The organism is Pseudomonas sp. QS1027 (assembly GCF_002814235.1).
GTDB lineage: Bacteria > Pseudomonadota > Gammaproteobacteria > Pseudomonadales > Pseudomonadaceae > Aquipseudomonas.
The window spans coordinates 186,139-209,092 of record NZ_PHSU01000008.1; the positions used below are offsets into that span (position 1 = coordinate 186,139).

A 22,954-nucleotide genomic window follows, 5' to 3' on the forward strand; every position below is an offset into this window, starting at 1 on the left:
AGAGGCGGACGGAAAACTAAAAAGCCCCGTCCATATTCTGGCGGGGCCTTGGGGTCATTACGTCATGTTTTAAGCGCGCATAACCTCAGTGCCCGCCAGAGGCGGTCATCGAGGTGTACATCATGTTCATGTTGGTTGTATGGATCATGGGCAAATGGTGTTCTGGATGATCAGACTTGTCAATCTCGGGGCGGAGTCAAGGTTCATTCCTGAGCTCAATAGCGGTAACGACCCGAAACATACATTAGGGGGCGTCATTTTCGGCACCTTCAGAAACCAATTTCACACCGTGCTTCACTTGCCTGTATTCGTAATGTCAGACCCGATTTGAAGCTCACGACCAAGTGATGGTCATGAGGGATGTTATCCGTGAGGTAAAACGCTTCAGTCCCGGCATCGGGCTCCACAGCGCCAATCGAATGAATAACACCATCGTCTTCTCCGATTGGGCTCTGATCTCGGCCATCCGTTGAAAAATAACTGACTTCATAGAACGTGATGGTGATCTGCTTTGCTTCTTCGGGCGGTACCCAATCGTCGGTACGACGAGAAAAGCTGAGTAGGATCGTGCGATCCACGACTGCGTAGTTGATCGCGTCAGCCCTATAGAAGTTATGCAGATCGTAGGCGCGTCCTTGGACCTCAACCTCGATGTCTCCAAATACAAAACCGTCGAATTGCATAGATTGGCCCTGATGGTCCGGTAGATGACTGTGAACCGTATTGTCTCATGCTCTGTTTGAGCTACTTGTCGCGATTTCTGGTCGACATCAGCCATTTGTGCGCGATGGCTTTCGATGCCATCAGACGGTCAAGTGAGGCGCAATTTCACAGATGGGTATTTGCACGGTCATGACCACCTGCTTGCATTCGACCATGACCAGCATGGCTTCGTGACTACCTGAGAACGTGTCCGATCTCATCGGACACGTTGTGGACCTGCTGGTGAGGACATGCTCCCAGTGATTCAGCCGATATCGACTTTCATGGCGATGTCCCAGCTGCCGGCGCCGTTTTTGGCCAGGCCGATCATCATCAGAGCGAGCGACTCGAGCGTCTGGGCCATCGGCAGGCCGCCAACATCCAACGGACGCAGCCCGAGACTCTCGAGGAAGGTCGAGACGCGCGCCTTGGCGCCCGCATCGTCCGCCGCGATGAACGCGTCGAGGCGTTCATCCTTGGCAAGTACTTGGCCGAAGAGGGTATTGAACGCCTTGACGACATGCGCGCTGGCGGGGGCGCCCTTGGCGATCTCCTGCGCACCGGAACTGCCGTGGGGGGTAACGAGGCCCGAGAGATCGGGAGCGACCGGGTTGGTGATATCGATGATTACCTTACCGTCGAGCGCTTTCCCAAAGTCGGCCAGTACCGCCACCGCACTGCTGTACGGCACGGCGAGAATGACGATGTCGCCCGCCGGAGTGGCGCCGTAAGTCCCTGTGATCGCTCCGGATGCGAGCTTGTCGGCAAGTGCCTGCGCCTTGGCGGGATCGCGGCTGAACACCTCGACGGTGTGTCCGGCCTTGGCGATACGGCCGGCGATCGCCGTGGCCATGCCTCCCGAACCGATGATGCTGATAGTGCTCATGTGCAATCTCCGTTCTGAAATCAGGTATTTTTCGTCTTTTCTGGACGGGTTACGCCGTCGCGGCTCGGCCACCCGCCGGGCGCAGTGCGACCCGGCGGTGTGCCGTCACCTCATCAGCCGGCCGGGAAGTAATGACCGTTATCAAGATCGGCGAAGAGTCCGGGCTGGGTCGGTTCCCAACCAAGAACCCGGCGCGTGATGGCGTTCGATGTCGGGGTGTCCAGCGTGACCAGATTCGCCAGGAACCCGAAGTAGCCAGGCAGCATCAGCACGTCCGCGGGAATAGACACGGCCGGCAGATTCAACCGGCTGGCAATGGCTTCGGCGATCTGGCGGTACGGGACAGCCACCTCGGCGATTGCATGCCAGCTTTTGCCCGCGGCGCCTTTCTCCAGCGCCAGGCGAAACACGGTGGCGAGGTCACGGGCGTGCACGGCCCCCCACCGGTTGGCACCGTCTCCGGGGTAGCCGACGACACCCTTTTCCTTGGCCAGCCCGATCAACAGCGGAAGGAAGCCGGCGTTATCGGTGGAGCTGTGCATGATCTCAGGGATCCGCACGATCGCAGACCGTATGCCCTTTTCGGCGAGACCGATCACCGTGGTTTCCACGATGTTCCGAACCCGCAGAGTATTTTTGTACGGATCGCCGCCGGGAAGGGGCGGATCCTCCTCGGTGGCCGCCCGGCCCAGGCCCTCCCACCCGGGCGAGCCGACGCTTCCAGACACGACCAACGGCTTTCCGCTTCCGGCCAGTGCTTCGCCATAGGCGAGCATGATCTCAAGCTCCGCGGCCGCAACGGCGTTGATCCCGCCGGTTGGAATCAGGTCCTGCCGGTGCGCGAGGTGAATGACGCCGTCCGAGGCTGCGGCCGCCTCCTTGAGCCCGTCGAGATCCTCGAGATGGCCGCGATGTACCTTGGCGCCGAGCGCCGCCGCCTGCGCGGCGGCCTTGTCGGACCGAGCCAGGGCCGTGACCTCATGGCCGGCGGCGATAAGGTCGGAGATGATGTACGGACCGGAGTGGCCGGTGCCGCCAGTGACAAAAACGCGCATATGCGTGCTCCTCGTGGGTGATGGGGTGCGAGAAAAGGTGCCAGGGGACTGTGCCGGGCGCATTGGCGATCCAGCGCCCCGCCGTCAGCTCAAGTCAGTCGGCGGAAAGTAATGGCCGTTATCCAGGTCCTCGATCAGACCGGGCTGAACGGGGGCCCAGCCAAGAGCCTGGCGGGTGATGGCGTTCGACGCGGGGAGGTCCAGCGTGGCCACTGCCGCCAGGAAACCAAAGTAGCCCGGCAGCATCAGTTCGTCCGCGGGGATGCTCACGGCGGGTATTCCCAGGCGAGCGGCTATAGCCTCGGCGATCTCGCGGAACGGGATTCCCTCGTCGCCGATCGCGTGCCAGGTTTTGCCTGCGGCTCCCTTCTCGAGCGCCAGGCGGAACAGAGAGGCAAGATCGCGGACGTGCACGGCGGGCCAGCGGTTCTTGCCGTCTCCCGGATAGCCGGCGAAACCCTTTGTTTTCGCGAGCATGATCAGCTGCAGGCGACCGGTCGCACTGTGTAAGAGCGTGGGAATCCGTACGACCGACGATCTGACACCTCGCTCGGCGAGGCCCACGACGGCGGTTTCCACGATATTGCGTGCCAACAGAGTGCCTGAATCGATCAGGCCGCAGGGTAGAGCGGGATCATCCTCGGTCGCCGGGCGGCCCAGACTGACCGGTGCGCCGATAGGCGCCGCCCTGCCCACGTTCATGGGCGTGCCGATACTGCCTGCAACGACCAGTGGCTTATTCGTGCCCGCCAGCGCCTCGCCGAACGCGAGGACGGTCGCGAGTTCCGATTCGGCCAAGGCGGCGATCCCGCCGGACGGAAGCAGTTCGGCCCGGTATCCAAGGTGGATGACGCCGTCGGACTCAACCGCCGCCGCCTTGAGCCCTTTGAGGTCGGCAAGATCTCCACGACGCACCTTGGCGCCGAGCGCGGTCGCCGCTGCCGCGGACGCGTCTGACCTTGCCAGAGCGACGACCTCGTGGCCGGCTGCGATGAGGTCGGGGATGACGTACGAACCGACGTGGCCGGTGCCGCCAGTGACGAAAACGAGCATGTGATTGGCCCTTCTGAGCAGTGTGATACGAAACATGCTGGTGCGACTGCGCTCAGCGTACGAGCCATGCTGGTCGCTTCACTTGCAAAAAGCAAGTGAATGACAGGGATTTACTTGCTCCATGCAAGCGATGTTAAGATCTGGCTATGAAAACAACCTCTAAAGAAGACGTTCGGTCCCACTGCGCAGTGAACTATGGCGTGGAGATTTTCGGCGACCGGTGGTCGCTGCTGATCATTCGCGACATCGTTTTTGTGGGTAAGAAGACGTATGGCCAGTTTCTGAAATCGGAAGAGGGAATCGCGTCTAATGTCCTGGCTTCTCGCCTTGCCTTTCTTGAGGGGCAAGGCATTCTCTCGAAGGCACCCAACCCCGACGATAGGCGCAAGGATTTCTACACGCTGACAGAGAAAGGCCTGGACCTCATTCCCATCGTGCTCAATATCGTGCTTTGGAGCGCGAAGCACGATTCGAAGTCATACGCACGGAACCTCGAGGCGTTCGTGACTCGAATAAGTCAAAACCCCACGCAGGTGAGCGACGAGCTGAAGGCGCTGGTCCGCAATGGCGGATGTATCTTTCCCGAGATCAAGGAATGAACCAGACGGCCAGCAAAAACGAGGTCAGAAACCTCGCGACCGGCAGCAACGGGTCGACTCTGTTGAAAAAGTCGACCCTGAACGGACACTCGTCCACGTCAGCTCAGGGCCGAAGGCTCTGCGTGCTCCGCTATTGCAGCGGAACATACACATCTGTTTGCCATTGATCCTGCGGTGTCTCGGGATAGACGCTCAGGTAATTGAAGAACAACGGCTGGTCACGCAGTTCCTCTCCATTGGCAGGAAGCCAATCGCGGTAAATCGGATAGATCGTTTCGCCGATATGATCCGGTGACCCCACGTGTCGCACTACAACGGGTTTGAGGCATTAGCGACAGTGTGAGAGCGCAGGCAACTGTCGTTCAGCCAATACTGTCTGCTTCGGCGGCACCTTGCCAAGCACCAGGTCTGCGGCTTTCTCGCCAATCATGATCGCGCCAGCATTGGTATTGCCGGTCACCAGGGTCGGCATGATCGATGCGTCCGCGACGCGCAACCCTTGTAGGCCGTGGACGCGTAGCTGGTCATCGACCACCGCCATGGGATCATTGCCCATTTTGCAGGTGCCCACTGGGTGAAACACCGTGCCCAGGTTTTCTCTGATCCACTGCTCGATCTGCGCCGTGCTGGTGACCTTCGGCCCCGGCACCAACTCGCCTTGCAAACGCTTGGCAAAGGCGTCGGTCGCCACCAATTGGCGCACCAGTTGAAAGCCTTGTACCAGGGTGTGTAAATCGTCTGGATGACTGAGAAAGTTGCCTTCCACTCGCGGCTTGTCCCTTGGGTCCGCTGAGTGCAATCCCACCCGGCCACGGCTTTTGGGGTGCATGACCGCCATGTGCAAGCTGATGCCCTGTCCCACGGGAACCAGGCGTTGGGGTTGGTTCTTCAATGCCGGGGCAACGATCAGTCCCAACTGCGGCGCCGCGTCGCTGGGGTGCAGGCGCAAAAAGGCACCTGATTCAACCGTGTTGGAGGTCAGCGGACCGCGGCGCGCCATCAGATACTGGAACGGCGAAGCCACCAAGGGCAGCACCCCACGCGGGGATAAGCCGTAGCCCAGGTCACTGTCGCTACGGTACATCAAGACAATGTCCTGGTGATCCTGCAGGTTGTGACCCACCCCGGGTAGTTCATGGCGCAGGGCAATCCCATGCCGTGCCAGTTCGTCAGCCGGTCCGATACCGGACAGCAATAGCAACTGCGGCGAGTTGATGCTGCCGGCGCTGAGGATGACTTCACGGCGCGCTTTGAGTGTGAATACCCGATCGCCTTGGCTCACTTCGACACCACAGGCACGCTTGCCATCCAGCAAGACCCGATGGGTCAAGGTCTCGCTGAAAACGGTCAAGTTCGGCCGCGACAGGGCCGGGTAGAGAAATGCCCGAGCGGCGCTGCAGCGCTCACCATTGATCTGGGTCACGTGAAAAGCCCCAAAGCCTTCCTGTTCCTCGCCGTTGAAGTCCGAATTGTAACGCCAGCCCATTTGCGCAGCGGCCTCGTAAAACACAGTGTTGACCTTGCTCGGGCTACGTTGGCAGGCAACATTCAGTTCGCCGTTCTGCCCGTGATAGGGAGCAGGGCCTGGCTCGAAATGTTCGGAACGATGAAAGTACGGCAACAGCTCGTCGTAGCTCCAGCCCCGGTTGCCCGCTGTCGCCCAGCTATCGTAATCACTGCGGTGGCCCCTTATATAGATCATGCCATTGATCGCACTCGACCCCCCCCAGACCCGACCGCGCGGGCAAGGGATGGGTTTGTCGCCGCTGTCGGGTTGACGCGCGAACTGATGCATCCAGTTCCATTTCGGGTTGGCAATTAAACGAATAATGCCCGCTGGCGTGCGGATATAGGCCGCGGGAAACAGCGTGCGATCACTGGGCCCGGCCTCTACCAGGCAGACCGAAACCCCGGGCTCGGCAGACAGTCGGTTGGCTAACACACAACCGGCCGAACCCGCCCCCACTACGATGTAGTCGAAGCTGTGAACAGGGGATTGAGTCATGACAGTTACCTCGTCGGTAGTAGAAAAAAGTGTTCAGAGTCCAAGCATCGAGCCCACATCCAGCATCACTTGCAGGCCGACAACGAAGCCGTTGCCGCTCAGTTCCCGGGCACTGGGGTTGTAGTAGTTGTCCGGATTGATTAGGTACTGCACGCTCGGCTCGATCGCCAGGTTGCGGCTCAGCGCAAAGTGGCTGCTGGCCTCCAGGGCGTAGACATCCCGCTCACCGAGGTGTGGATCGCCGCTGTTATCGATGCGCTGCTGTTGCTGGAACGCCAGTTGGTGGGGATTGATCCGCAGGTAGCTGGTCTTGAAGTTGAGTGTGTCCTGAGGCCGATCGAAGGGGCCCAGGTAGGTCAGCCCGACTTCAGCGAAATGGCTGAAGGGTTGCTTGTCATCCGCTGCCGTCGACAACGAACCGAACACTTGCAGGCCTTGTTGGTTGGCGCGCCAGAGCGTCTGGCGGAATTTAAAGAAGGCCCCTGCAGTGCCGTAGTCGCTGGCGCCGGTCAAGGGGTCGACCTGCTTTGATGAGTTGAAGTAAGCGTTGAGTTCGTACTGCGTGGTGGCGTCGCCAGGCTTGCTGCCAATCCCCAACAGGAAGCTGGTGCCGCTGGCGTCGTCGGTGCTGAAGTCCAAGCCCTGGCGCTTTTTCAGATAGTCCACCGGGTTGGATTCGAACGCACCGGCGTGCACATACAGGCTTGGGTTCACCTGGTACTTCAGGTAGCCACCCCACGCGCCGTAGGGGGGTGGTAGTACACCGCTGGAAGAGTCGATGATCGGGTCGTTGCAGGTCACCACGGTGTTGCAGTTGTAGATATAAAAATAGCGCCGGGCGTTGGTGCGTCCCAGGTGCATATCGAGTCGGCCATCGAGCGCTTTCTGCTCGAACGTCAGCAGGCTCAGTTGGTTGCTGGTGATGTCATTGTGAATGGGGGCTCCGGCAAAGTAGCTGCCGGCGGCGCCTTGCCAGTTGCGCGAGGTGGGTTGTCCGGTGCCCTGGTCGAGAATGAACACACTCTGTTCTACATGAACCGCCGCGCCATCAAGGCCGGCCAGGGTGCCGAGATCGACATCAGCGCCGACGAATACGTCGCCACTGTTGCCAAAGTTGTGAGGCCTGGGGCCGGTGTCGAGGTTCTTCATCGACAGAGTCCAGAACTGCACATGAGGCTGGATACCGTAACCGGCCAGTTGGTCGCCCAGGTCCGCCAGCGGGCCCTCACGGGTTTGCGCCCAGGCTTGGGGATACAGGGAAACCGCCAGCAGAAATGTGCACAAACGTATTGGAAGGTTCATGATCAGTTACTCGTTTTTATTGTTGTTGTGATGAGCGGGTGTTTCAGTACTGCGCCAGCGACGGGGTGGGATTAACCAACACCTTGATCTGGCTCTTGTCGGCTGACAGGCCCTCGAAGCCTTGCTCGATGGCATGTTCCATGGTCACGCAGCGTGTGACGATCGGGGTCAGGTCCAGGCGCTCGCTGGCCAGCAATTCGATCAGCGCCGGGTAGGTATCGCGATAACCGACGCTGCCGAGCAGCCGCAGCTCGTTGTTGACCAAGTGAAAGGCATCGATCTGCACCTCACCCATCAACCCCACCAGCACCGCCTCGCCGCCTTTGCGCAGGCACTGCAGGGCAGTGCTCAAGGTTTGTTGACTGCCGGCGGCCTCAAAAGCGCTGTCGAGACCGCCGTCGCTGATTGCCCGCAGGCGCTCTAGCAGATCGGCATCGCGGCCATCGAAGACTTCCCTGGCGCCGAGCGCCAGGGCCAGTTGCATGCGTTCAGGGCTGATGTCCACCGCGTAAATCCGTTCCACTGCGCGCAGACGCGCCAGCATGATCAACAGCAGGCCGATAGGGCCGAGACCAAACACCACGCAACTGCCACCGGCCTGCAAACTGCTCTGGTTCAGCGCATGGAAGGCCACGGCGGCGGGCTCCAAAACAGCGGCCTGTTTGAAACTCACGGAGTCCGGCAACGGGTGGGTCATGTAGACCGGCACCACGACACGCTCGGCAAAGCCGCCATCGCCCATCAAACCGATAAACCCCATGGACTGGCAGAGGTTGTAGCGGCCTTCCAGGCAATAAACGCAATGGCCGCAGCGGTATTCCGGCTCGACCGCGACACGGCTGCCGATCTGCACATGGCTGACCCCTGCGCCGAGAGCGATGACCTGGCCGCAGAACTCATGACCCAGGGTCAGCGGTGCACGGCAGCCGGACAGCGGATGGGGTGTAGCTTGGGGAATAGAATGCGGGCCATCGTGGTATTCGTGCAGGTCGCTGCCGCAGATCCCGCAGTAGGCCACTTGCACCAGGACCTCGCCGGGGCCAGGGGATGGCTCGGGCAGATCACTCAGGCGCAGGTCTTTAGCCGCATGCCAACGCAGTGCTTTCATGGCTGGTTTCCTTGCAGGATAGGCGTCGCTGATGGCTGACGGCGGATCACGGCGGGGGCGGTTTCCTTGAGGAACAAGGACAACACCGCCGCTAGCAGGGCACCGCCACAGGAGATCCACATCACGATGGACAAGCCAAAACGGTCGGCGGCGAAACCGGCCACGGTGGGCGCGACAAAACCGCCGATCAGTTCGCCCACGCCCATGATCATGCCCAGGGCGGTGGCTATCACCTCGCGTGGCACGGTTTCGGCCGGAATGGTCGCCATGAACAGGGTGAAGCAGCCCAGCCCGGTGTAGGTCAGCACCATCAGCACGCCGAGAATCATCGATGAGGGGGCGTACAGCAGCGCCATCGGGCAGCACGCGGCAATCAGCGAAAAGATCACCAGGGTTGGGCGGCGGCCGATACGGTCGGAAATGGCCGGAACCGCAAATCCCCAGAGCACCCAGGCTGCGCCCAGGCAACTCATGATCGCACCCATGGTGGGAGGGCTGTAGCCGCGAACACTGACCAGAAAGCTCGGGGTAAAGGAGATCAGGGTGATGAACCAGGTCAGGAACACGCAACTGATCAAGGTGCAGAGCACAATGTTGCGGCTTTTGAGCAAGGCCAGGCGATGCCCGGATTGTTTATCGCTGGGCACCGGTGCGTGGCGCGGTTCGTCTGGGCGCACGTAGCGCCAGATCAACCCCGCGATCACCAGGCCGGGCACCAGTGAAATAACGAACGCATGTCGCCAGCCATAGGCTTCGGCCAGCGCGATCAACACCGGCGGTCCGATCACCGCGCCTAACAGGCCTGCGGCCGAACCCTGCAGCAAGCCCATATTCAGGCCCCGTCGATGAGGTGACGAGGCTTCGACCATCAGCGACTGGGACAGCGGCAAAATGGGTCCTTCGGCCAGTCCCATGATCCCGCGAAACAGCAGCAGGCTAAGAAACCCGGTGACCAGCCCTGAGAGCGCCGAACACAGTGAAAACAGGATGACCGCAATGACCAGCAGAGGTTTGCGCACCCCTCGACGGTCCGACCAGGCGCCCACCAGCGCACCGGACAGTGCCCAGGCCAGGGCCAGTACCGACGACAGCATGCCCAGGTGACTGTTGCTCAGTTGCAGTTCCTTGGCCATGAACGGAAACAGAAAGGCCAGTGCCAGACGATCAAAAAACACGAAGCCAAACGTCACGAACAGCACACACAGCAAGGTGTTCTCATAACCGGCTTTATTATTGTTGTCAGCCATAGTGGTTCTCCGAAGAACGGGTTTAGCGGAACAGGCGGTCCACAGTGTCGGCACCCAGGCCAACCTTTTCGTAGTGCTCTCGGCACAGGGCGATGTAGGCGTGCACGTCGAAGTAACCGTTGGGTTCACCCTGTTCGTCGAGCCAGATCAGTGGGCCCTTGACGATGAAAAACACGCGCATCGGTTCCTTGTGGTCATACGCCACCAGGGTGTGGCCTTCGCCTGGGGTCTCGTAGACAAAGTCGCCGGCGGTGGCAGTCCAGTCATGCTCCAGGTAGCCCCACTTGCCGGAGAGGGTGTAGGCGAACACCTCGTGAGGGTGGTAATGCCGATTGACCAGGCCGGCGCGGCTGGACATCAAGATGTCGCACCAACGGTTTTCACTGGGGGAGATCCATAACGGGCGGGAAGACACGGTTTCGGTGAAGGGCACATAGAGCCGTAGATCGTCACTGGCGGCGTCAGGCAGGTAGACCTCGGGCTTGGCGTCTGGCTTGAAGCAGTTAGCAATGGGCTGCAGGTCTTTCCAAAATTCAGTGCTGGCTGATTCGGGCATGTTCGGCCTCTGCTTGTGGGGGATGCAGGAGCCACTCTAGGGCGCGCAAGCGAAGTCGGTTTGATCGCAACGGACGTGATTGTTGCTTGAATCGGACCTGGTGTTTTCTGCTTGTCCGGTGGTCGACCGAGTTGGAACGATAAGTTGACATTGGTCATTGTTCATATGTTAATGAGTTCTCTAGAGACCCCGGAATCCGCCATGCCTGGCCCGGCGAACCTCCCGCAGCCATGAGAAGAATAAAAATGACTCCATGCGCCATGCTCGATACCCGTCGAGCCAGTACCGAGAGCATTCCCCTTGACCAGCGATTGGCCTTTTGGGAGCAGTACAACGCGACCACCCTGGTGGGCCTCAGGTGCTCCACTTACAGCGAGGGCGGGTTTACCGCCACTCAGGACAATCTGAGCCTGGAACACTTTCATCTGGCTCATATCGTCGGCAACGAGCATGTGGTGGAGCGTGATGGCTCAATGATTCGCGCGGTGCCCAAGGCCTCGATTTTCGTATCATTTGTGCTGGGCAGCGGTTCGTTTTTCTTTCAGAACGGCCACTGCCATTTGCTCGAGCCCGGTGAGTTGGTGGTCTATCGCACCGATAAGCCCTACTTGTTCGGATTCTCCGGGCCCATGCGCCAGTTCATCTTTGATATTCCCCAGGAAGTCTTTGCCAGTCGTTGTTTGAGCCACTTCGAAAACGCCCTGAAAGTCAGCGCCCACACAGGTGTGCAACGCCTGCTCTTGCGCACACTGGGCGAGCGCACCCGGGGCTTTTTCGCGCAGCCGTTGAGCCAGGACGCGGAGGGCTATCAAGACGATACGTTCGAGTTGCTGGGCAATATCATTGCCGGCCAGGTCGGACAGCGCCGGATCAATGCGCTGAGTGCCTCCTATTTGCTGGCCGCCAAGCTATGCATCAGCGAGCAATTGGCCGACCCGACCTTGAACTGTGAGCGGATCGCCCTGCAAACCGGCGTCTCTACCCGGCATCTGGCGCGGTTGTTTGCCCTGGAAGATACTCAGCCACGGCGCTTCATCCTGGAAAAGCGCCTGCAGCAGGCCCACCGTTTACTGAGCAGTGAACAGGTCAGGGGGCTGGATGTCTGTGAGGTTGCCTATCGTCATGGTTTCACCAGCCAGGCGCATTTCGCCAGGGCCTTCAAGGCGCGTTACGGGCAGACACCCAGCGAGGTTCGAGCGGCAGCCTTGGGCGATTAAGAACGTTACAAACACGTTCCATCTGAACTGCTCAAGGATGTATTGATGTAGAGCGCGATCTATGGCGGCATTCCCACAGCCAACCCCACTTTCCTCTGGCTGAGGCGGTTTGGGAGACAATGGATACACGGTCGTGAGGTAGTGGTAGTGGATCTTCGGTATGGCCTGGGTAGGCTACAGCGTCGTCATTAGCCATTTTCGGCACAATAGCGGCACTGGCCTGGCTGTTGCTGCCATGAAAGGTCTTCGCAAAATGCTGCCGTAGTGCAAACGTGCCCGGGGCCCGATGTCCGGGCCCCGGTCCAACCGCGATCAGTAGCGAATCATCACCGACTTGAGCTCGGTGTAATCCTCGATAAAGGCACTGCCAAATTCGCGTCCCACGCCCGAGGACTTGTTGCCGCCAAATGGCACCGCCGGGTCGAGCAGGGTGTGCATGTTCACCCACACAGTACCGGCGTTGATGGCGGGTACCATGCGCAGGGCTTTGCTCAGGTCGTTGGTCCAGAGACTGGCGCTCAGGCCATAGGCGGTGTTGTTCATCAGCTCCAGAAGCTCTTCCTCGGTGTCATAGGGGAAGAAGGTGGCGATCGGGCCGAAGGTCTCCTCGTTGAGCAAGGTGTCGTTGACGGTGTTGGCGAGGATCACAGTCGGTTCGACGTAGCAGCCGGGGCGGTCGATCAGCTTGCCGCCGTGGACAATGGTGTTGTTTTCGGCACGGGCCTTGGCGAAGAAGTCGGCGAGCTTGAGTTGATGCTGACGGTTGGTGACCGGGCCGAACTCGGTGCGTTCGTCTAGTGGCGAGCCGATGTTCAACTGGCTCAGGCGTTGCGCCAGTTTGTCCATGATCGGTTCGATCTGCGAGCGGTGGGCGAAGAAGCGCTCGGCGGCGGCACAGATTTGCCCGGAGTGCAGGAAACCGGCTTCGATGATGCCATTGACCGCCTTGTCCAGATCGACATCGCGCAGAAACCCCGCCGAGTTCTTGCCACCCAGCTCCAGGGTCGCGCGGGTCAGGCCGGCGCCCATGGCACTGCGGCCGACGGCGATACCGGTCGGTACCGAGCCGGTGAACGAAACCTTGTCGGTCCCTGGGTGCTCGATCAACCCTTTGCCCACCTGTCCGCCGCCGGTCAGTACGTTCAGCGCGCCCGCCGGCAGACCGGCGTCAATGGCCAGTTCTGCGATCCGCAGGATGGTCAGCGGGGTGAACTCGCTGGGTTTGATGATGATGCTGCACCCGGTCACCAGCGCCGAGGCGAGCTTCCAGATGGCGATCATGGTCGAGAAATTCCACGGCACGATGCCCACCACGACGCCCACCGGTTCGCGCAGGGTGAACGCGGTATAGCGTTCGCCAGCGAAGGAGGGCAGGGACGGAGTGATGGTCTGGCCACTGATCTTGGTCGCCCAACCGGCGTAGTAACGCAGGAAGTGCGCCGCCTGATCGACCTCGAAGGCCCGGGAAATCTGGATGATCTTGCCCGACTGGCAGGTTTCGATCTGGGCCAGTTCTTCGCGGTTTTGTTCCAGCAGGTCGGCCAGTTTCAGCAGCACGTTGCCGCGTACCGCCGGAGCGACCTGGGACCAGTGCCTGAAACCGCGGTTGGCTGACTCGACTGCCGCGTCGATATCGGCCGTATCGGCGTCGGCCACCTGGGCGATGACCTGGCCGGTGGCAGGATTGATCACCTCCAGCGTCTGGCTGGAGTGACTCCGGACGTAGCCACCGTCGATAAACAAGGCATGGCTTCGACGGAGGAAGGCTTCAACTTGGGGCAGCAGCGCAATATCGGTCATGGGGTTTTCCTGGTGGCAAACAAGGGAAAAGCCCGAGGTTAATCAAAGGTGACCGCATCGGCTTGACTGTGCCTGCCGAACGCCATGTCTGTGGCTGCCAGATCGATTGCAGGTGTGAGCCCCAGGCCTGTGTCATGGTCTTTGGAAAGTGCAATCTTGGCTCTGGAAGATGCATTTTCCGCCTTGATCGCCCTCACCATACTAGGCCTGCATCCAGCGTCGTTCTGCGACTTCGAACGTCTGTCGGACATCCAATAATAAGCAGGGCCGTCCATGAAAAAGCCAAACCCGCTCCTCGAAGACCTCAAGTCCATTCTGCCGACCATCGCTGCCAATGCCTTCCGGGCCGAACAGGAGCGCAAGGTCCCCGACGAGAATATTGCGCTGCTCAAGAGCATCGGTCTGCACCGTGCCTTCCAGCCCCGCCAGTTCGGCGGCATGGAAATCTCGCTACCACAATTTGCCGACTGCATTGCCTTGCTCGCCGGTGTTTGTGCCAGTACCGCGTGGGCGATGAGCCTGCTGTGTACCCACAGCCATCAATTGGCGCTGTTCTCGGCCAAACTGCAGCAGGAGGTCTGGGGAAATAACCCGGATGCCACGGCCAGCAGCAGTATCGCGCCGTTCGGCCGCACCGAAGAAACCGAAGGCGGGGTGCTGTTCAGCGGCGAAATGGGCTGGAGCAGCGGTTGCGATCACGCCGAGTGGGCGATTGTCGGTTTCCGTCGCAAAAACGCCGAGGGCAGCCAGGACTACTGTTTCGCAGTACTGCCGCGCAGCGACTACCAGATCCGTGACGACTGGTTCGCCGCCGGCATGAAAGGCAGCGGCACCAAGACCTTGATCATCGACAACGTGCTGGTGCCGGAACACCGGATCCAGAAAGCCAAGGACATGATGGAAGGCAAGTCCGCAGGTTTCGGCCTGTACCCGGACAGCAAGATCTTCTACTCGCCTTACCGCCCTTACTTCGCCAGTGGGTTCTCCACGGTGAGCCTGGGGGTGGCGGAGCGGATGCTTGACGTATTCCGCGAAAAAACCAAGACCCGCGTGCGCGCCTACACCGGTGCGGCGGTCGGCGCGGCGACCCCGGCGTTGATGCGCCTGGCCGAGTCGACCCATCAGGTTGCCGCGGCCCGGGCCTTTCTCGAAAAGACCTGGCAGGAGCATGCCGAGCACAGTGAGCAGCATCGTTATCCGAGCCGCGAGACCCTGGCGTTCTGGCGCACCAACCAGGCGTACGCCACCAAGATGTGCATCCAGGCTGTCGACCGTCTGTTCGAGGCCGCCGGTGGCAATGCCTGGTTCGAGCACAACGAGATGCAGCGCCTGTTCCGCGATTCGCACATGACCGGCGCCCATGCCTACACCGACTATGACGTCTGTGCGCAGATCCTCGGCCGCGAGCTGATGGGCCTGGAGCCCGATCCGAGCATGATCTGAGCCGAGCCGCTACACAGTCCCCATAACAACAATCAGGACTGCTCCTGGAAGCAGTCCGGGAGTCTTGCATGTCTGAGAACAGCGTTTGCGCCGCCCCTGAAACGACCTTCGATCCACGAGCGTTTCGCCGGGCCCTGGGCAATTTCGCCACTGGCGTGACCGTGGTCACCGCCGCCACTGCCTCCGGACGCAAAGTTGGCGTCACGGCCAACAGTTTCAACTCGGTGTCCCTGGATCCGCCCCTGGTGCTGTGGAGCATCGACAAACGTTCCAACAGCCATGAGGTCTTCGAGCAGGCCAGCCATTTTGCGGTCAACGTGCTGGCGGCGGATCAGATCGACCTTTCGAACAATTTCGCCCGCCCCAAGGAAGATCGCTTCGCAGCAATCGAATTTGAAGCGGGTGAGGGCGGCTCGCCGGTGTTCGCCGACTGCTCGGCGCGTTTTCACTGCGAGAAATACCAGCAGGTGGATGGTGGCGATCACTGGATCATGATCGGCAAGGTCGTCGCCTTCGATGACTTTGGCCGCTCCCCTTTGCTCTATCACCAAGGTGCTTACTCCATGGTCCTGCCCCATACCCGCATGACCAAACGGGATGAAAGCCAGCCGCCAAGCAGCCATTTCCAGGGCCGTCTGGGCCACAACCTGTATTACCTGATGACTCAGGCGGTGCGGGCCTATCAATCCAGCTACCAGCCTCGGCAATTGTCCACCGGCCTGCGTACCAGCGAGGCGCGGATGTTGATGGTGTTGGAGAGCGATGCGGGCCTGAGCACGAGCGAGCTGTTGCGTGAGGTGGCGATGCCCGTACGGGAAATCGATGAAGCGGTGGCCAACCTCAGGCGCAAAGGTCTGGTCAATGACGATGATGGCCGTGTGCGCTTGACCGCCGCCGGTATCGAGCAGACCGAAGATCTCTGGGCGATTGCCCGCGAGCAGCAGGACAAGGTCTTCGCCGATTTCGGCGCAGCACAGATCGAAACTTTCAAGATGGTCCTGAAGACACTCATCAGCCATTGCTGACTGACCTGTGATTCTCTACGGCGCCTGATGGCGCCGTTTTGATGTATGGCAGGCAGGAACAAACGTGACAGCCGTCTCATGCAAGCAATCACCCAGGATTTGCGATCAGATCCAGTGTTTCGACTCGATGAACAAAGGACAGGCTGATGTTCTTCAAGAGACATAAACAGCGGCAAGCGCTCGCCGAGGCTTTACTGCTGGAGCAGTTCGCGCAAGAACGAGCCCAATTCGTACAGCGCTTGCAGCGGGCTGAGGCGCTGGTCAAGGATCAGACCTACCAGCTGGCGCGCAGTGAGCAGACCCTCGCAACGCTGGGCCAGCAAATGGCTCAGGCGCGGCATCGCGAGCAGACCCTTGAGATCGAGTTGAGCCAGCAGGTTCAGCAGTCCCGCCAACACCAGCAGCAAGCGCAGATCTGGGAGTTGTTACAGTCGACATTGACTGAAGGCTGCTGGGATATCACCGTGGTCAATGGCGATGTTCAGGATCCGGCCAGTTGCATGCGCTTTTCCAATCAGTTCCGCCTCCTGATGGGTTATGCACCGCATGAGCTGCCCGATGGCTGGGATGCCCAGGTTGGCATCACCCATCCTGAAGACTTGCCGAAAATCATGGCGATCTTCGACCGCGAAATCCTCGGCAGCCATGGCAGCGGCGAATACGTCTTCGAATACCGGATGCGCCACAAGACCCGTGACTACATCTGGTGCCGTGAGCGCGGTCGTGCGGTACGCGATGAGCAGGCCCGGCTCTGTCGGGTGATCGGCGCGGTACGTGATATCAGCGACGAGCGTTCGGCCAAGGCGAGCCATCGGCAAATGCTTGAGCAGAACCAGGCCACCTATGGCCAGATAGCCATGGTGGTGGGGGTGATCAAGGGCATTGCCGACCAGACCAATCTGCTCGCCCTGAACGCGGCCATCGAAGCGGCCCGGGCCGGCGAGGTCGGGCGCGGGTTTTCCGTGGTGGCCGACGAAGTGCGCAAACTGGCGGAAAGCACTCGCCAGGCGACGCATCAGATCCAGACCATGTTGCATCAGCACAAGCAATGACGCGGTTGAGGCGCTGCACGGGCGGCTCCTGATGGCCAAGGGTTTGTAGGCATTGATCCTGCCCGCCAAGCGTGGAATCTTGGCAGGGAGCAACAAAACCAGCGGCAGACATGGGCAAGACCATCAGAGTGGGAGGGGTGCAAAGTGCTTGGGCACAGGGCGCCGTTTCGATCAGGGACTGGCTGGGGAGGGCATGAGCGCCGGTTCCCTGAACGGCTCGCTCCATTCACTATAAAAATCCGCTTTCGAGGATCTGCAGCATGTCGATCAATGACAGACTCACCGAGCATTTGAACCGGGGTACGGTTGGTTTTCCCACCGCGCTGGCCAGCACCATCGGCCTGATCATGGCCAGCCCGGTGATTCTCACCGCAACCATGGGCTTTGGCATCGGCGGCAGCGCCTTCGCGGTGGCGATGCTGATCGCCGTGGTGATGATGCTGGCCCAGGCGACCACCTTTGCCGAAGCCGCATCGATCCTGCCGACCACCGGCTCGGTCTACGACTACATCAATTGCGGCATGGGCCGCTTCTTTGCGATCACCGGCACCTTGTCGGCCTACCTGATCGTCCATGTCTTTGCCGGCACCGCGGAAACCATCCTGTCCGGGGTCATGGCGCTGGTGAACTTCGAGCACCTCAATACCCTGGCCGAGTCGGCCGGTGGCTCCTGGTTGCTGGGGGTGGGCTTCGTCATTGTGTTCGGTATTCTCAATGCCTTTGGCGTCAGCGCCTTCGGCCGGGCCGAGATCATCCTGACGTTCGGCATGTGGACCACCCTGATGGTGTTTGGCGTGCTCGGGTTGATTGCTGCGCCGGCGGTGCAGTTGGACGGTTGGTTTGGCGTGTCGCTGGTGGGCACCGACTTGGTGACCATCCTGTCGTTGGTGGGCATGGCCATGTTCATGTTCGTCGGTTGCGAGTTCGTCACACCCCTGGCACCTGACCTGCGTCAGTCGGCCAAGGTCATGCCCATGGCGATGATACTGGGGCTGCTCGGCGTAGCGACCTGTATGTTTGTCTACGGCGCGGCAATGAAACGCCAGGTGGAAAATGTGATGCTGGATGCGGCCAACGGCGTGCATCTGCTGGATACACCCATGGCCATTCCGAAATTCGCCGAGCAGGTAATGGGGCATATCGGACCGATGTGGCTGGGTATCGGCTTCCTGTTTGCCGGCGCGGCGACCATCAACACGCTGATGGCCGGGGTGCCGCGAATTCTTTATGGCATGGCGGTCGACGGCGCTTTGCCCAAGGTCTTCACCTACCTGCACCCACGCTTCAAGACCCCGTTGCTGTGCATTCTGGTGGCGATGCTGATTCCTTGCCTGCATGCGCTGTACCTACACGGCAACACCGACAACATCATGCACCTGGTGCTGGCCGCCGTATGTGCCTGGAGTTTTGCCTACCTGCTGGTGACGCTGTCGGTGGTGATCCTGCGAATCCGCCGTCCCGATTTGCCTCGGGCCTATCGCTCGCCGTGGTTCCCGCTGCCGCAGATTGTCTCGAGCGTCGGCATCCTGCTGGGCATGTGGTTTATTACGCCGCCCGGCATGAACCCAGCTGACATCTATGTCCCCTTTGGCGTGATGCTCGGCTGCACGGCGCTGTACGCGCTGTTCTGGACCTTGGTCGTGCAGAAGGTCAATCCATTCAAGCCGGCTTCGGTGGAAGACGTGCTGGCCAAGGAGTTTTCCAATGAGCCGGGGCACCCTCACAGCGGGTATGGCGAGCATGCTGCAAAAACTGTCTGAGCTGTTCAGTGCCCGGCGCGCCCCGGCCGGCTATCGGCCGGGGGTAACCCTCGAGCATCTGCGCCGCAACCTTGGCCTGGCCAGTTTTGATCAGACCGGACCCACGGCTGCACAGGTCTCGTTGGACGTTGACGGCCTGCAAGTGGAGATCGTCGAACGCACCGAGTCGCAGTTGTTGATGCACCTGGTCATGACCGAGTTCGTGATCCGGGTGCCTGCTTCGCGGGCGGGCATGGCGACCTTCGAGTTGCACCATACCGGAGCTGTTCGGCGGACGGGGATCCGCTGTCGCCAGCGGGTGGGGGACACCGCGCTATTGGCCGAGCTGCAAGCCCGCTTGCAGGCCGACGGCGCGCTGTACCAGGCCTTGATGCCGCTGGACTTCAAACGCTTGCGCATCGGGCTGCAAGGGCAGCAGTGGTGCGTGCGGCTGGAGCATATGGGCGGTAGCGAGGTGATCAATCGGATGCCGGCCTTCCGGCGTTATATTGCTTTGAGCGGCGAGCAGCGCAACAGCCTGTTCGACACGTTGGCGGGTTTTCAACGGATCTTGCGCAACCTCTGATTCGGATCGCGAAAATTGGCATTGTTAGTGCTTCTGCATAGGGCATCACGTACTTGTTGCGCACATATAGATAACATGTTAACTATTGTCCAACAAAAACAAGAAGCCATTATGGAGAGCCCCATGAGCATCCATCAGTCTGCGCAAGACGGGTTGGAAACCTGGACCCGGGATCTGCGAGCAGCCTGTGGTCATTTCGACACAGAACTGGCCCACAACCGCACGCTGTTCATTGGCGAGGTCTCCGAGTTTTCTCGCGGGGGCCTGCCTTTGGCGACTTTGCGTACCAATGCCGGGCTGATCAAGCGCGACAAGCCCAACGCCGATCACGACAACGAACAGGATTGCTTTCTGGTCAGCCAGCGCGGCGGTCATTGCCAGATTACCCAGTACGGCCAGAGTATCCAGTTGGCCCCCGGTGACCTGCTGCTCATGGATTCGGCGGGATCCATCGAAATCAGCCCATTGGGACTGATCGAACACGTGTCGGTCTCGTTGTCACGCCATGAGGTGTGCAAACAACTCGGCAGCCAATCCAAGACGTTCGGCAAGATTTCCTCAAGCAAGGCCTGTGGGCGGATGCTGCATGTGCTGATGGATCAGCTGTGCAAGGACACCTGGGTCGGTGAGGGTGCGGTCGGCGAGGGCGAGGCGCTGCAGTCGGCGTTCGTCTCGCTGCTCGGCTCGGCATTCGAGCGGGACCCGGTGTCGGGGGATGAGGTTGCGCCGCTGCAAGGCAACAGCCTGCGCAACTATGTGCAGAAAGTCATCGATGAGTCCCTGACCCAGCCAGGCCTGAGCCCGGTAGGCCTGGCCAATCGCCTGAATATTTCGGTGCGGCATTTGTATCGGCTCTTCGAAGAGCAGGACGACAGTGTCTGCCGCTACATACAGCGGGCCCGGCTCAAACGCAGCGCCGATGACCTGACCAATCCGTTCCTGCGCAGCGAGTCGATTACCTCGATCGCCTACAAGTGGGGCTTCACCGATTCGGCGCACTTCAGCCGCTCGTTCAAGAAACAGTTCGAGCTGTCACCCAAGGATTTTCGTTCCAGCCATTTGCAGCAGGCTATGGGCGCTGCGTGAACCTCTGGATGTAAATAGGGGGCTTTGCAAAGCCCCCTTTCCAGTAGGAAAGAACCTTGTATCAAACCTCCCGCAAGGTCGAGCCACCATCGACCACCAGCGTCTGTCCGGTGATATAAGTCGCCAGATCCGATGCCAGGAACAGCATCGCCCCGGCAATATCCGCAGGCTTGCCCAGCCGTCCCAGGGGGACCCGGGTGGCGATCGTCTCGTTCAGTTGCTCATTCCCCAGATTGCCCATGGCCGGCGTTGCGATCATGCCCGGCTCGACGCCGTTGACCCGTACGTTGTACCCCGCCAGCTCCAGTGCGGCGTTGCGGATGAAGCCGTTGACCCCGGCCTTGGACGCTGCGTAGTGACTCAGCCCGGGGTAGGCCACTCGCGGGCCGGTGACCGATGACGTCGCCAGCACGCAGCCCTGGCCCTGACGACGGAACATCGGCAACGCCGCCTGGGTCAGCCAGAACAACGCCGAGAGATTGACCGCCAGGGTACGTTCGAGAATAGCGGGAGTGATCTCGGCGAACGGTGTCAGCGGAAAATACCCGGCGTTGTGCACCAGGATATCCAGACGCCCCAGACGTTGCTCCAGATCCTGGACCCGTTCGAACACTGCTGTGGCATCCGCCAGATCGACGCACACGGCTTCGACCTGACACGCTTGCCCGGACAACTCGTCGGCCAGCGCTTGAGCCTGGGGCAGTTGCAAGTCGGCGATCACCACATGGGCGCCGCGCAGGGCAAAGGCTTCGACGATGGCGCGGCCGATGCCCTGGGCACCGCCAGTCACCAGTACGGTACGACCGCTGAAATCCAGGTCTTCAGGCATGGGACGGCTCCATATGGGTATAGGCCAGTGTCGGTACGTCGACGATGCTCGAGCCGCCGTCGGCCACCAGGGTCGCGCCGGTGATGATCGACGCTTCGCTGGACGCCAGGAAGCGACATACTCTGGCAACCTCCTCGGCGCTGGCCGGCCGGCGCAACGGCACGTCGGCACAGACCCGGTCATAGGCTTGCTGCAGCGTCTCGTCATAAAACGCCATCAGCGGCTGCATTTCCTGATCAGCCATCGGCGTACGTACCCAGCCCGGGCACACGGCATTCACGCGTACCCCGCGTGGGCCGTAATCCCTGGCCAGGGACCGGTTGAGGCCGAGCAACGCATGCTTGGCTGTGGTGTAGCCGCAGACTTCCGGCCCCGCTGCCAATGAGGCAATCGAGCCGATCAGCACGATATTGCCGGCCTTCTCCAGCAGCAGCGGCAGGCACGCCCGGGCGCTGTAAAAGGCGCTGTCGAGGTTGCTGCGTAGCGCCGCTGCCCAGGTTGACGGGCTGGTCTGAGTGGCATTGCCCAAACCATGGCCGCCGGCACAGGCCAGCAGCACATCGAGCCGGCCGTAGCGCTGACGAATCTGGGTGATAAAACCGTCCCAGGTGACTGGGCAGGCGGCGTCCCCCACCAGCACCAGGCCACCGGTTGCTGCGGCGACCTGTTCCAGCGGTTCGCGACGCCGGCCGATCAGCACCAGGTTGGCGCCTTCGGCGCCGTACAGGCGGGCGCAGGCGGCACCGATGCCTGTTCCAGCACCGGTGATCACGACGGTACGTGGCTCAAGCATCGGGATACTCCGTACGGTTGAGCACCTGGCAGTAGGAACTGATGGGAAAGTTCGACAGTTCATCGAAGGACGCCCCGGCATAGCCGAAGATCTTGCCGTCACTACGGTGTTGTTGCAGGTCGATCAGGACCAGGCCGAGGGTCGGAATGATCTTTTCACGCCAGACGAACAGGTACAGCTCATGGGCGATTTTGTAATAGTGGCAGCGGTCGGTGTCACACAGGCCCTGCTCGACGCCCTTGAGACACTGCCAGGCATAGAACTGATCGTTGAGGTAGATGTGTTCGTAGACTTCGCTCGGGCTGTAGCGATACAGGTTGCGCAGGCCGATCAGTTCGCGGGTCGGTGCGTGAGGGCAGTGGCCCTCCTGCCAAGCTTGATCCAGGCTGCCGTGCAGGAAATTCACTTCCACCGAGGTCAGCGGCTTGCTGGCCAGGGCGCGACTGTAAAGGCCTTCACGGGTTTGCTCCTGGCTCGGCATACGGCCGACCACGGCGGTGAAGGCCGCGTGGGCGGTATCGAGTACCAGGCTGACCGACCAGGCCCGGGCGCCTTCACGTTTGATGAAGTCCACCAGGTACAGGCCCGGGCGTACCGAGGTGGCGCGATAGCCCGCTGTCCCGCTGGAGTGCCCGTCGGCCGCGTTCCAGGACAGTGTGTCACGGTCGAAGCGATGCTCGATCCGCCAGCCATTGGCGAAGTACAGGGTGAAGGTCTTGCCGTGCAGGTCGGCCAGGTTGGGCAGGATGAAGGCTTCTGGGGCAAAGCCGTCGGCCAGGGCGCCAACGGTGATCCAGTCTGAGGGTGTGGTCATGAGCAGGCTCCGGTTGGGTGAATGAACCTCCCGGATCATGCCGCTCTGCGAGTGGCC

Annotated in this window: 21 protein-coding genes and 1 pseudogene; 8 read left to right on the top strand and 14 right to left on the bottom strand. The window is 60.7% G+C overall.

Annotated features, from left to right (window positions below):
* Positions 1-269: 269 nt before the first annotated feature.
* From CWE01_RS09255 to CWE01_RS09270, 4 genes are all read right to left on the bottom strand, one after another.
* Complete coding sequence (locus CWE01_RS09255; RefSeq protein ID WP_100940223.1) at positions 270-683, bottom strand: hypothetical protein; 414 nt, start codon at positions 681-683, stop codon at positions 270-272.
* Between the two features lie 284 nt (positions 684-967).
* Positions 968-1,588 (bottom strand): NADPH-dependent F420 reductase, encoded by a 621-nt coding sequence (locus CWE01_RS09260; RefSeq protein WP_100940224.1) that lies wholly within the window; start codon positions 1,586-1,588, stop codon positions 968-970.
* A 113-nt stretch (positions 1,589-1,701) separates the two neighbouring features.
* On the bottom strand, positions 1,702-2,643 hold the full coding sequence (locus CWE01_RS09265) for an SDR family oxidoreductase (RefSeq protein WP_100940225.1): 942 nt from the start codon (positions 2,641-2,643) through the stop codon (positions 1,702-1,704).
* A gap of 84 nt (positions 2,644-2,727) precedes the next feature.
* A complete protein-coding gene (locus tag CWE01_RS09270; RefSeq protein ID WP_100940226.1) occupies positions 2,728-3,696 on the bottom strand; it encodes an SDR family oxidoreductase in 969 nt (322 codons plus the stop codon).
* Between the two features lie 146 nt (positions 3,697-3,842).
* Here CWE01_RS09270 and CWE01_RS09275 point away from each other — a divergent pair, with 146 nt between their 5' ends.
* Positions 3,843-4,295 carry a helix-turn-helix domain-containing protein gene (locus tag CWE01_RS09275; RefSeq protein WP_100940227.1) on the top strand — a complete coding sequence of 151 codons (453 nt, stop codon included), beginning with the start codon at positions 3,843-3,845 and terminating at the stop codon, positions 4,293-4,295.
* 130 nt (positions 4,296-4,425) lie between these two features.
* Here CWE01_RS09275 and CWE01_RS09280 read toward each other — a convergent pair.
* The 6 genes and pseudogenes from CWE01_RS09280 to CWE01_RS09305 form a co-directional block, all read right to left on the bottom strand.
* Positions 4,426-4,611 (bottom strand): annotated as a pseudogene (locus CWE01_RS09280) (GyrI-like domain-containing protein); the annotation flags it as partial.
* A gap of 12 nt (positions 4,612-4,623) precedes the next feature.
* On the bottom strand, positions 4,624-6,300 hold the full coding sequence (locus CWE01_RS09285) for a GMC family oxidoreductase (RefSeq protein WP_100940228.1): 1,677 nt from the start codon (positions 6,298-6,300) through the stop codon (positions 4,624-4,626).
* A gap of 33 nt (positions 6,301-6,333) precedes the next feature.
* Positions 6,334-7,602, bottom strand: a complete 1,269-nt coding sequence (locus tag CWE01_RS09290; protein ID WP_100940229.1) for a carbohydrate porin — start codon at positions 7,600-7,602, stop codon at positions 6,334-6,336.
* 43 nt (positions 7,603-7,645) lie between these two features.
* Complete coding sequence (locus tag CWE01_RS09295) at positions 7,646-8,710, bottom strand: 2,3-butanediol dehydrogenase (protein ID WP_100940230.1); 1,065 nt, start codon at positions 8,708-8,710, stop codon at positions 7,646-7,648.
* Entirely contained in the window at positions 8,707-9,957 is a 1,251-nt protein-coding gene (locus tag CWE01_RS09300; protein WP_100940231.1) for an MFS transporter, read from the bottom strand. Before CWE01_RS09300 ends, CWE01_RS09295 begins: the two co-directional genes overlap by 4 nt.
* A 22-nt stretch (positions 9,958-9,979) precedes the next feature.
* A complete protein-coding gene (locus tag CWE01_RS09305; protein WP_100940232.1) occupies positions 9,980-10,513 on the bottom strand; it encodes a 2,4'-dihydroxyacetophenone dioxygenase family protein in 534 nt (177 codons plus the stop codon).
* A gap of 245 nt (positions 10,514-10,758) precedes the next feature.
* Here CWE01_RS09305 and CWE01_RS09310 point away from each other — a divergent pair, with 245 nt between their 5' ends.
* The gene (locus CWE01_RS09310) at positions 10,759-11,730 is read left to right on the top strand and encodes a helix-turn-helix domain-containing protein (RefSeq protein WP_100940233.1); all 972 of its coding nucleotides are present in this window, start codon (positions 10,759-10,761) and stop codon (positions 11,728-11,730) included.
* 312 nt (positions 11,731-12,042) lie between these two features.
* Here CWE01_RS09310 and CWE01_RS09315 read toward each other — a convergent pair whose 3' ends face one another.
* Positions 12,043-13,530 (bottom strand): aldehyde dehydrogenase family protein, encoded by a 1,488-nt coding sequence (locus CWE01_RS09315; protein ID WP_100940234.1) that lies wholly within the window; start codon positions 13,528-13,530, stop codon positions 12,043-12,045.
* 273 nt (positions 13,531-13,803) lie between these two features.
* On the opposite strand from CWE01_RS09315, the gene CWE01_RS09325 reads away from it, so the two are divergent.
* From CWE01_RS09325 to feaR, 6 genes are all read left to right on the top strand, one after another.
* Complete coding sequence (locus CWE01_RS09325; RefSeq protein ID WP_100940236.1) at positions 13,804-14,973, top strand: p-hydroxyphenylacetate 3-hydroxylase oxygenase component; 1,170 nt, start codon at positions 13,804-13,806, stop codon at positions 14,971-14,973.
* A gap of 68 nt (positions 14,974-15,041) precedes the next feature.
* The gene (locus tag CWE01_RS09330) at positions 15,042-15,998 is read left to right on the top strand and encodes a p-hydroxyphenylacetate 3-hydroxylase reductase component (RefSeq protein WP_100940237.1); all 957 of its coding nucleotides are present in this window, start codon (positions 15,042-15,044) and stop codon (positions 15,996-15,998) included.
* A 146-nt stretch (positions 15,999-16,144) separates the two neighbouring features.
* Positions 16,145-17,050, top strand: coding sequence for a PAS domain-containing methyl-accepting chemotaxis protein (locus CWE01_RS34065; RefSeq protein ID WP_100940238.1), 906 nt, complete (start codon positions 16,145-16,147; stop codon positions 17,048-17,050).
* Positions 17,051-17,310: 260 nt separating this feature from the next.
* A complete protein-coding gene (locus CWE01_RS09340; protein ID WP_100940239.1) occupies positions 17,311-18,810 on the top strand; it encodes an APC family permease in 1,500 nt (499 codons plus the stop codon).
* Positions 18,791-19,375, top strand: a complete 585-nt coding sequence (locus tag CWE01_RS09345; protein WP_100940318.1) for a DUF3156 family protein — start codon at positions 18,791-18,793, stop codon at positions 19,373-19,375. The genes CWE01_RS09340 and CWE01_RS09345 overlap by 20 nt, the downstream gene beginning before the upstream one ends.
* Positions 19,376-19,498: 123 nt before the next feature.
* Positions 19,499-20,461 carry a transcriptional regulator FeaR gene (feaR, locus tag CWE01_RS09350; RefSeq protein ID WP_100940240.1) on the top strand — a complete coding sequence of 321 codons (963 nt, stop codon included), beginning with the start codon at positions 19,499-19,501 and terminating at the stop codon, positions 20,459-20,461.
* A 61-nt stretch (positions 20,462-20,522) separates the two neighbouring features.
* Here the strand turns inward: feaR and CWE01_RS09355 are convergent, their stop codons facing one another.
* The 3 genes from CWE01_RS09355 to CWE01_RS09365 are packed head-to-tail and all read right to left on the bottom strand — an operon-like array spanning position 20,523 to position 22,897.
* Positions 20,523-21,290 (bottom strand): SDR family oxidoreductase, encoded by a 768-nt coding sequence (locus CWE01_RS09355; protein ID WP_100940241.1) that lies wholly within the window; start codon positions 21,288-21,290, stop codon positions 20,523-20,525.
* On the bottom strand, positions 21,283-22,083 hold the full coding sequence (locus CWE01_RS09360) for an SDR family NAD(P)-dependent oxidoreductase (protein ID WP_100940242.1): 801 nt from the start codon (positions 22,081-22,083) through the stop codon (positions 21,283-21,285). Before CWE01_RS09360 ends, CWE01_RS09355 begins: the two co-directional genes overlap by 8 nt.
* Positions 22,076-22,897: a molybdenum cofactor biosynthesis F family protein gene (locus CWE01_RS09365; protein ID WP_100940243.1), complete on the bottom strand. Its 822-nt coding sequence runs from the start codon at positions 22,895-22,897 to the stop codon at positions 22,076-22,078. The genes CWE01_RS09360 and CWE01_RS09365 overlap by 8 nt, the downstream gene beginning before the upstream one ends.
* Between the last annotated feature and the right edge of the window lie 57 nt (positions 22,898-22,954).

Excerpts from the sequence above, each read along its gene's own strand:
- CWE01_RS09285 (WP_100940228.1), bottom strand. The coding sequence starts at position 6,300 with ATGACTCAATCCCCTGTTCACAGCTTCGACTACATCGTAGTGGGGGCG.
- CWE01_RS09325 (WP_100940236.1), top strand. The coding sequence starts at position 13,804 with ATGAAAAAGCCAAACCCGCTCCTCGAAGACCTCAAGTCCATTCTGCCG.
- CWE01_RS09290 (WP_100940229.1), bottom strand. The coding sequence starts at position 7,602 with ATGAACCTTCCAATACGTTTGTGCACATTTCTGCTGGCGGTTTCCCTG.
- CWE01_RS09315 (WP_100940234.1), bottom strand. The coding sequence starts at position 13,530 with ATGACCGATATTGCGCTGCTGCCCCAAGTTGAAGCCTTCCTCCGTCGA.
- CWE01_RS09260 (WP_100940224.1), bottom strand. The coding sequence starts at position 1,588 with ATGAGCACTATCAGCATCATCGGTTCGGGAGGCATGGCCACGGCGATC.
- CWE01_RS34065 (WP_100940238.1), top strand. The coding sequence starts at position 16,145 with ATGTTCTTCAAGAGACATAAACAGCGGCAAGCGCTCGCCGAGGCTTTA.
- CWE01_RS09355 (WP_100940241.1), bottom strand. The coding sequence starts at position 21,290 with ATGCCTGAAGACCTGGATTTCAGCGGTCGTACCGTACTGGTGACTGGC.
- CWE01_RS09270 (WP_100940226.1), bottom strand. The coding sequence starts at position 3,696 with ATGCTCGTTTTCGTCACTGGCGGCACCGGCCACGTCGGTTCGTACGTC.
- CWE01_RS09310 (WP_100940233.1), top strand. The coding sequence starts at position 10,759 with ATGACTCCATGCGCCATGCTCGATACCCGTCGAGCCAGTACCGAGAGC.
- CWE01_RS09330 (WP_100940237.1), top strand. The coding sequence starts at position 15,042 with ATGTCTGAGAACAGCGTTTGCGCCGCCCCTGAAACGACCTTCGATCCA.
- CWE01_RS09255 (WP_100940223.1), bottom strand. The coding sequence starts at position 683 with ATGCAATTCGACGGTTTTGTATTTGGAGACATCGAGGTTGAGGTCCAA.
- CWE01_RS09265 (WP_100940225.1), bottom strand. The coding sequence starts at position 2,643 with ATGCGCGTTTTTGTCACTGGCGGCACCGGCCACTCCGGTCCGTACATC.
- CWE01_RS09365 (WP_100940243.1), bottom strand. The coding sequence starts at position 22,897 with ATGACCACACCCTCAGACTGGATCACCGTTGGCGCCCTGGCCGACGGC.
- CWE01_RS09340 (WP_100940239.1), top strand. The coding sequence starts at position 17,311 with ATGTCGATCAATGACAGACTCACCGAGCATTTGAACCGGGGTACGGTT.
- CWE01_RS09345 (WP_100940318.1), top strand. The coding sequence starts at position 18,791 with ATGCTGCAAAAACTGTCTGAGCTGTTCAGTGCCCGGCGCGCCCCGGCC.
- CWE01_RS09295 (WP_100940230.1), bottom strand. The coding sequence starts at position 8,710 with ATGAAAGCACTGCGTTGGCATGCGGCTAAAGACCTGCGCCTGAGTGAT.
- CWE01_RS09305 (WP_100940232.1), bottom strand. The coding sequence starts at position 10,513 with ATGCCCGAATCAGCCAGCACTGAATTTTGGAAAGACCTGCAGCCCATT.
- CWE01_RS09300 (WP_100940231.1), bottom strand. The coding sequence starts at position 9,957 with ATGGCTGACAACAATAATAAAGCCGGTTATGAGAACACCTTGCTGTGT.
- CWE01_RS09275 (WP_100940227.1), top strand. The coding sequence starts at position 3,843 with ATGAAAACAACCTCTAAAGAAGACGTTCGGTCCCACTGCGCAGTGAAC.
- CWE01_RS09360 (WP_100940242.1), bottom strand. The coding sequence starts at position 22,083 with ATGCTTGAGCCACGTACCGTCGTGATCACCGGTGCTGGAACAGGCATC.
- feaR (WP_100940240.1), top strand. The coding sequence starts at position 19,499 with ATGAGCATCCATCAGTCTGCGCAAGACGGGTTGGAAACCTGGACCCGG.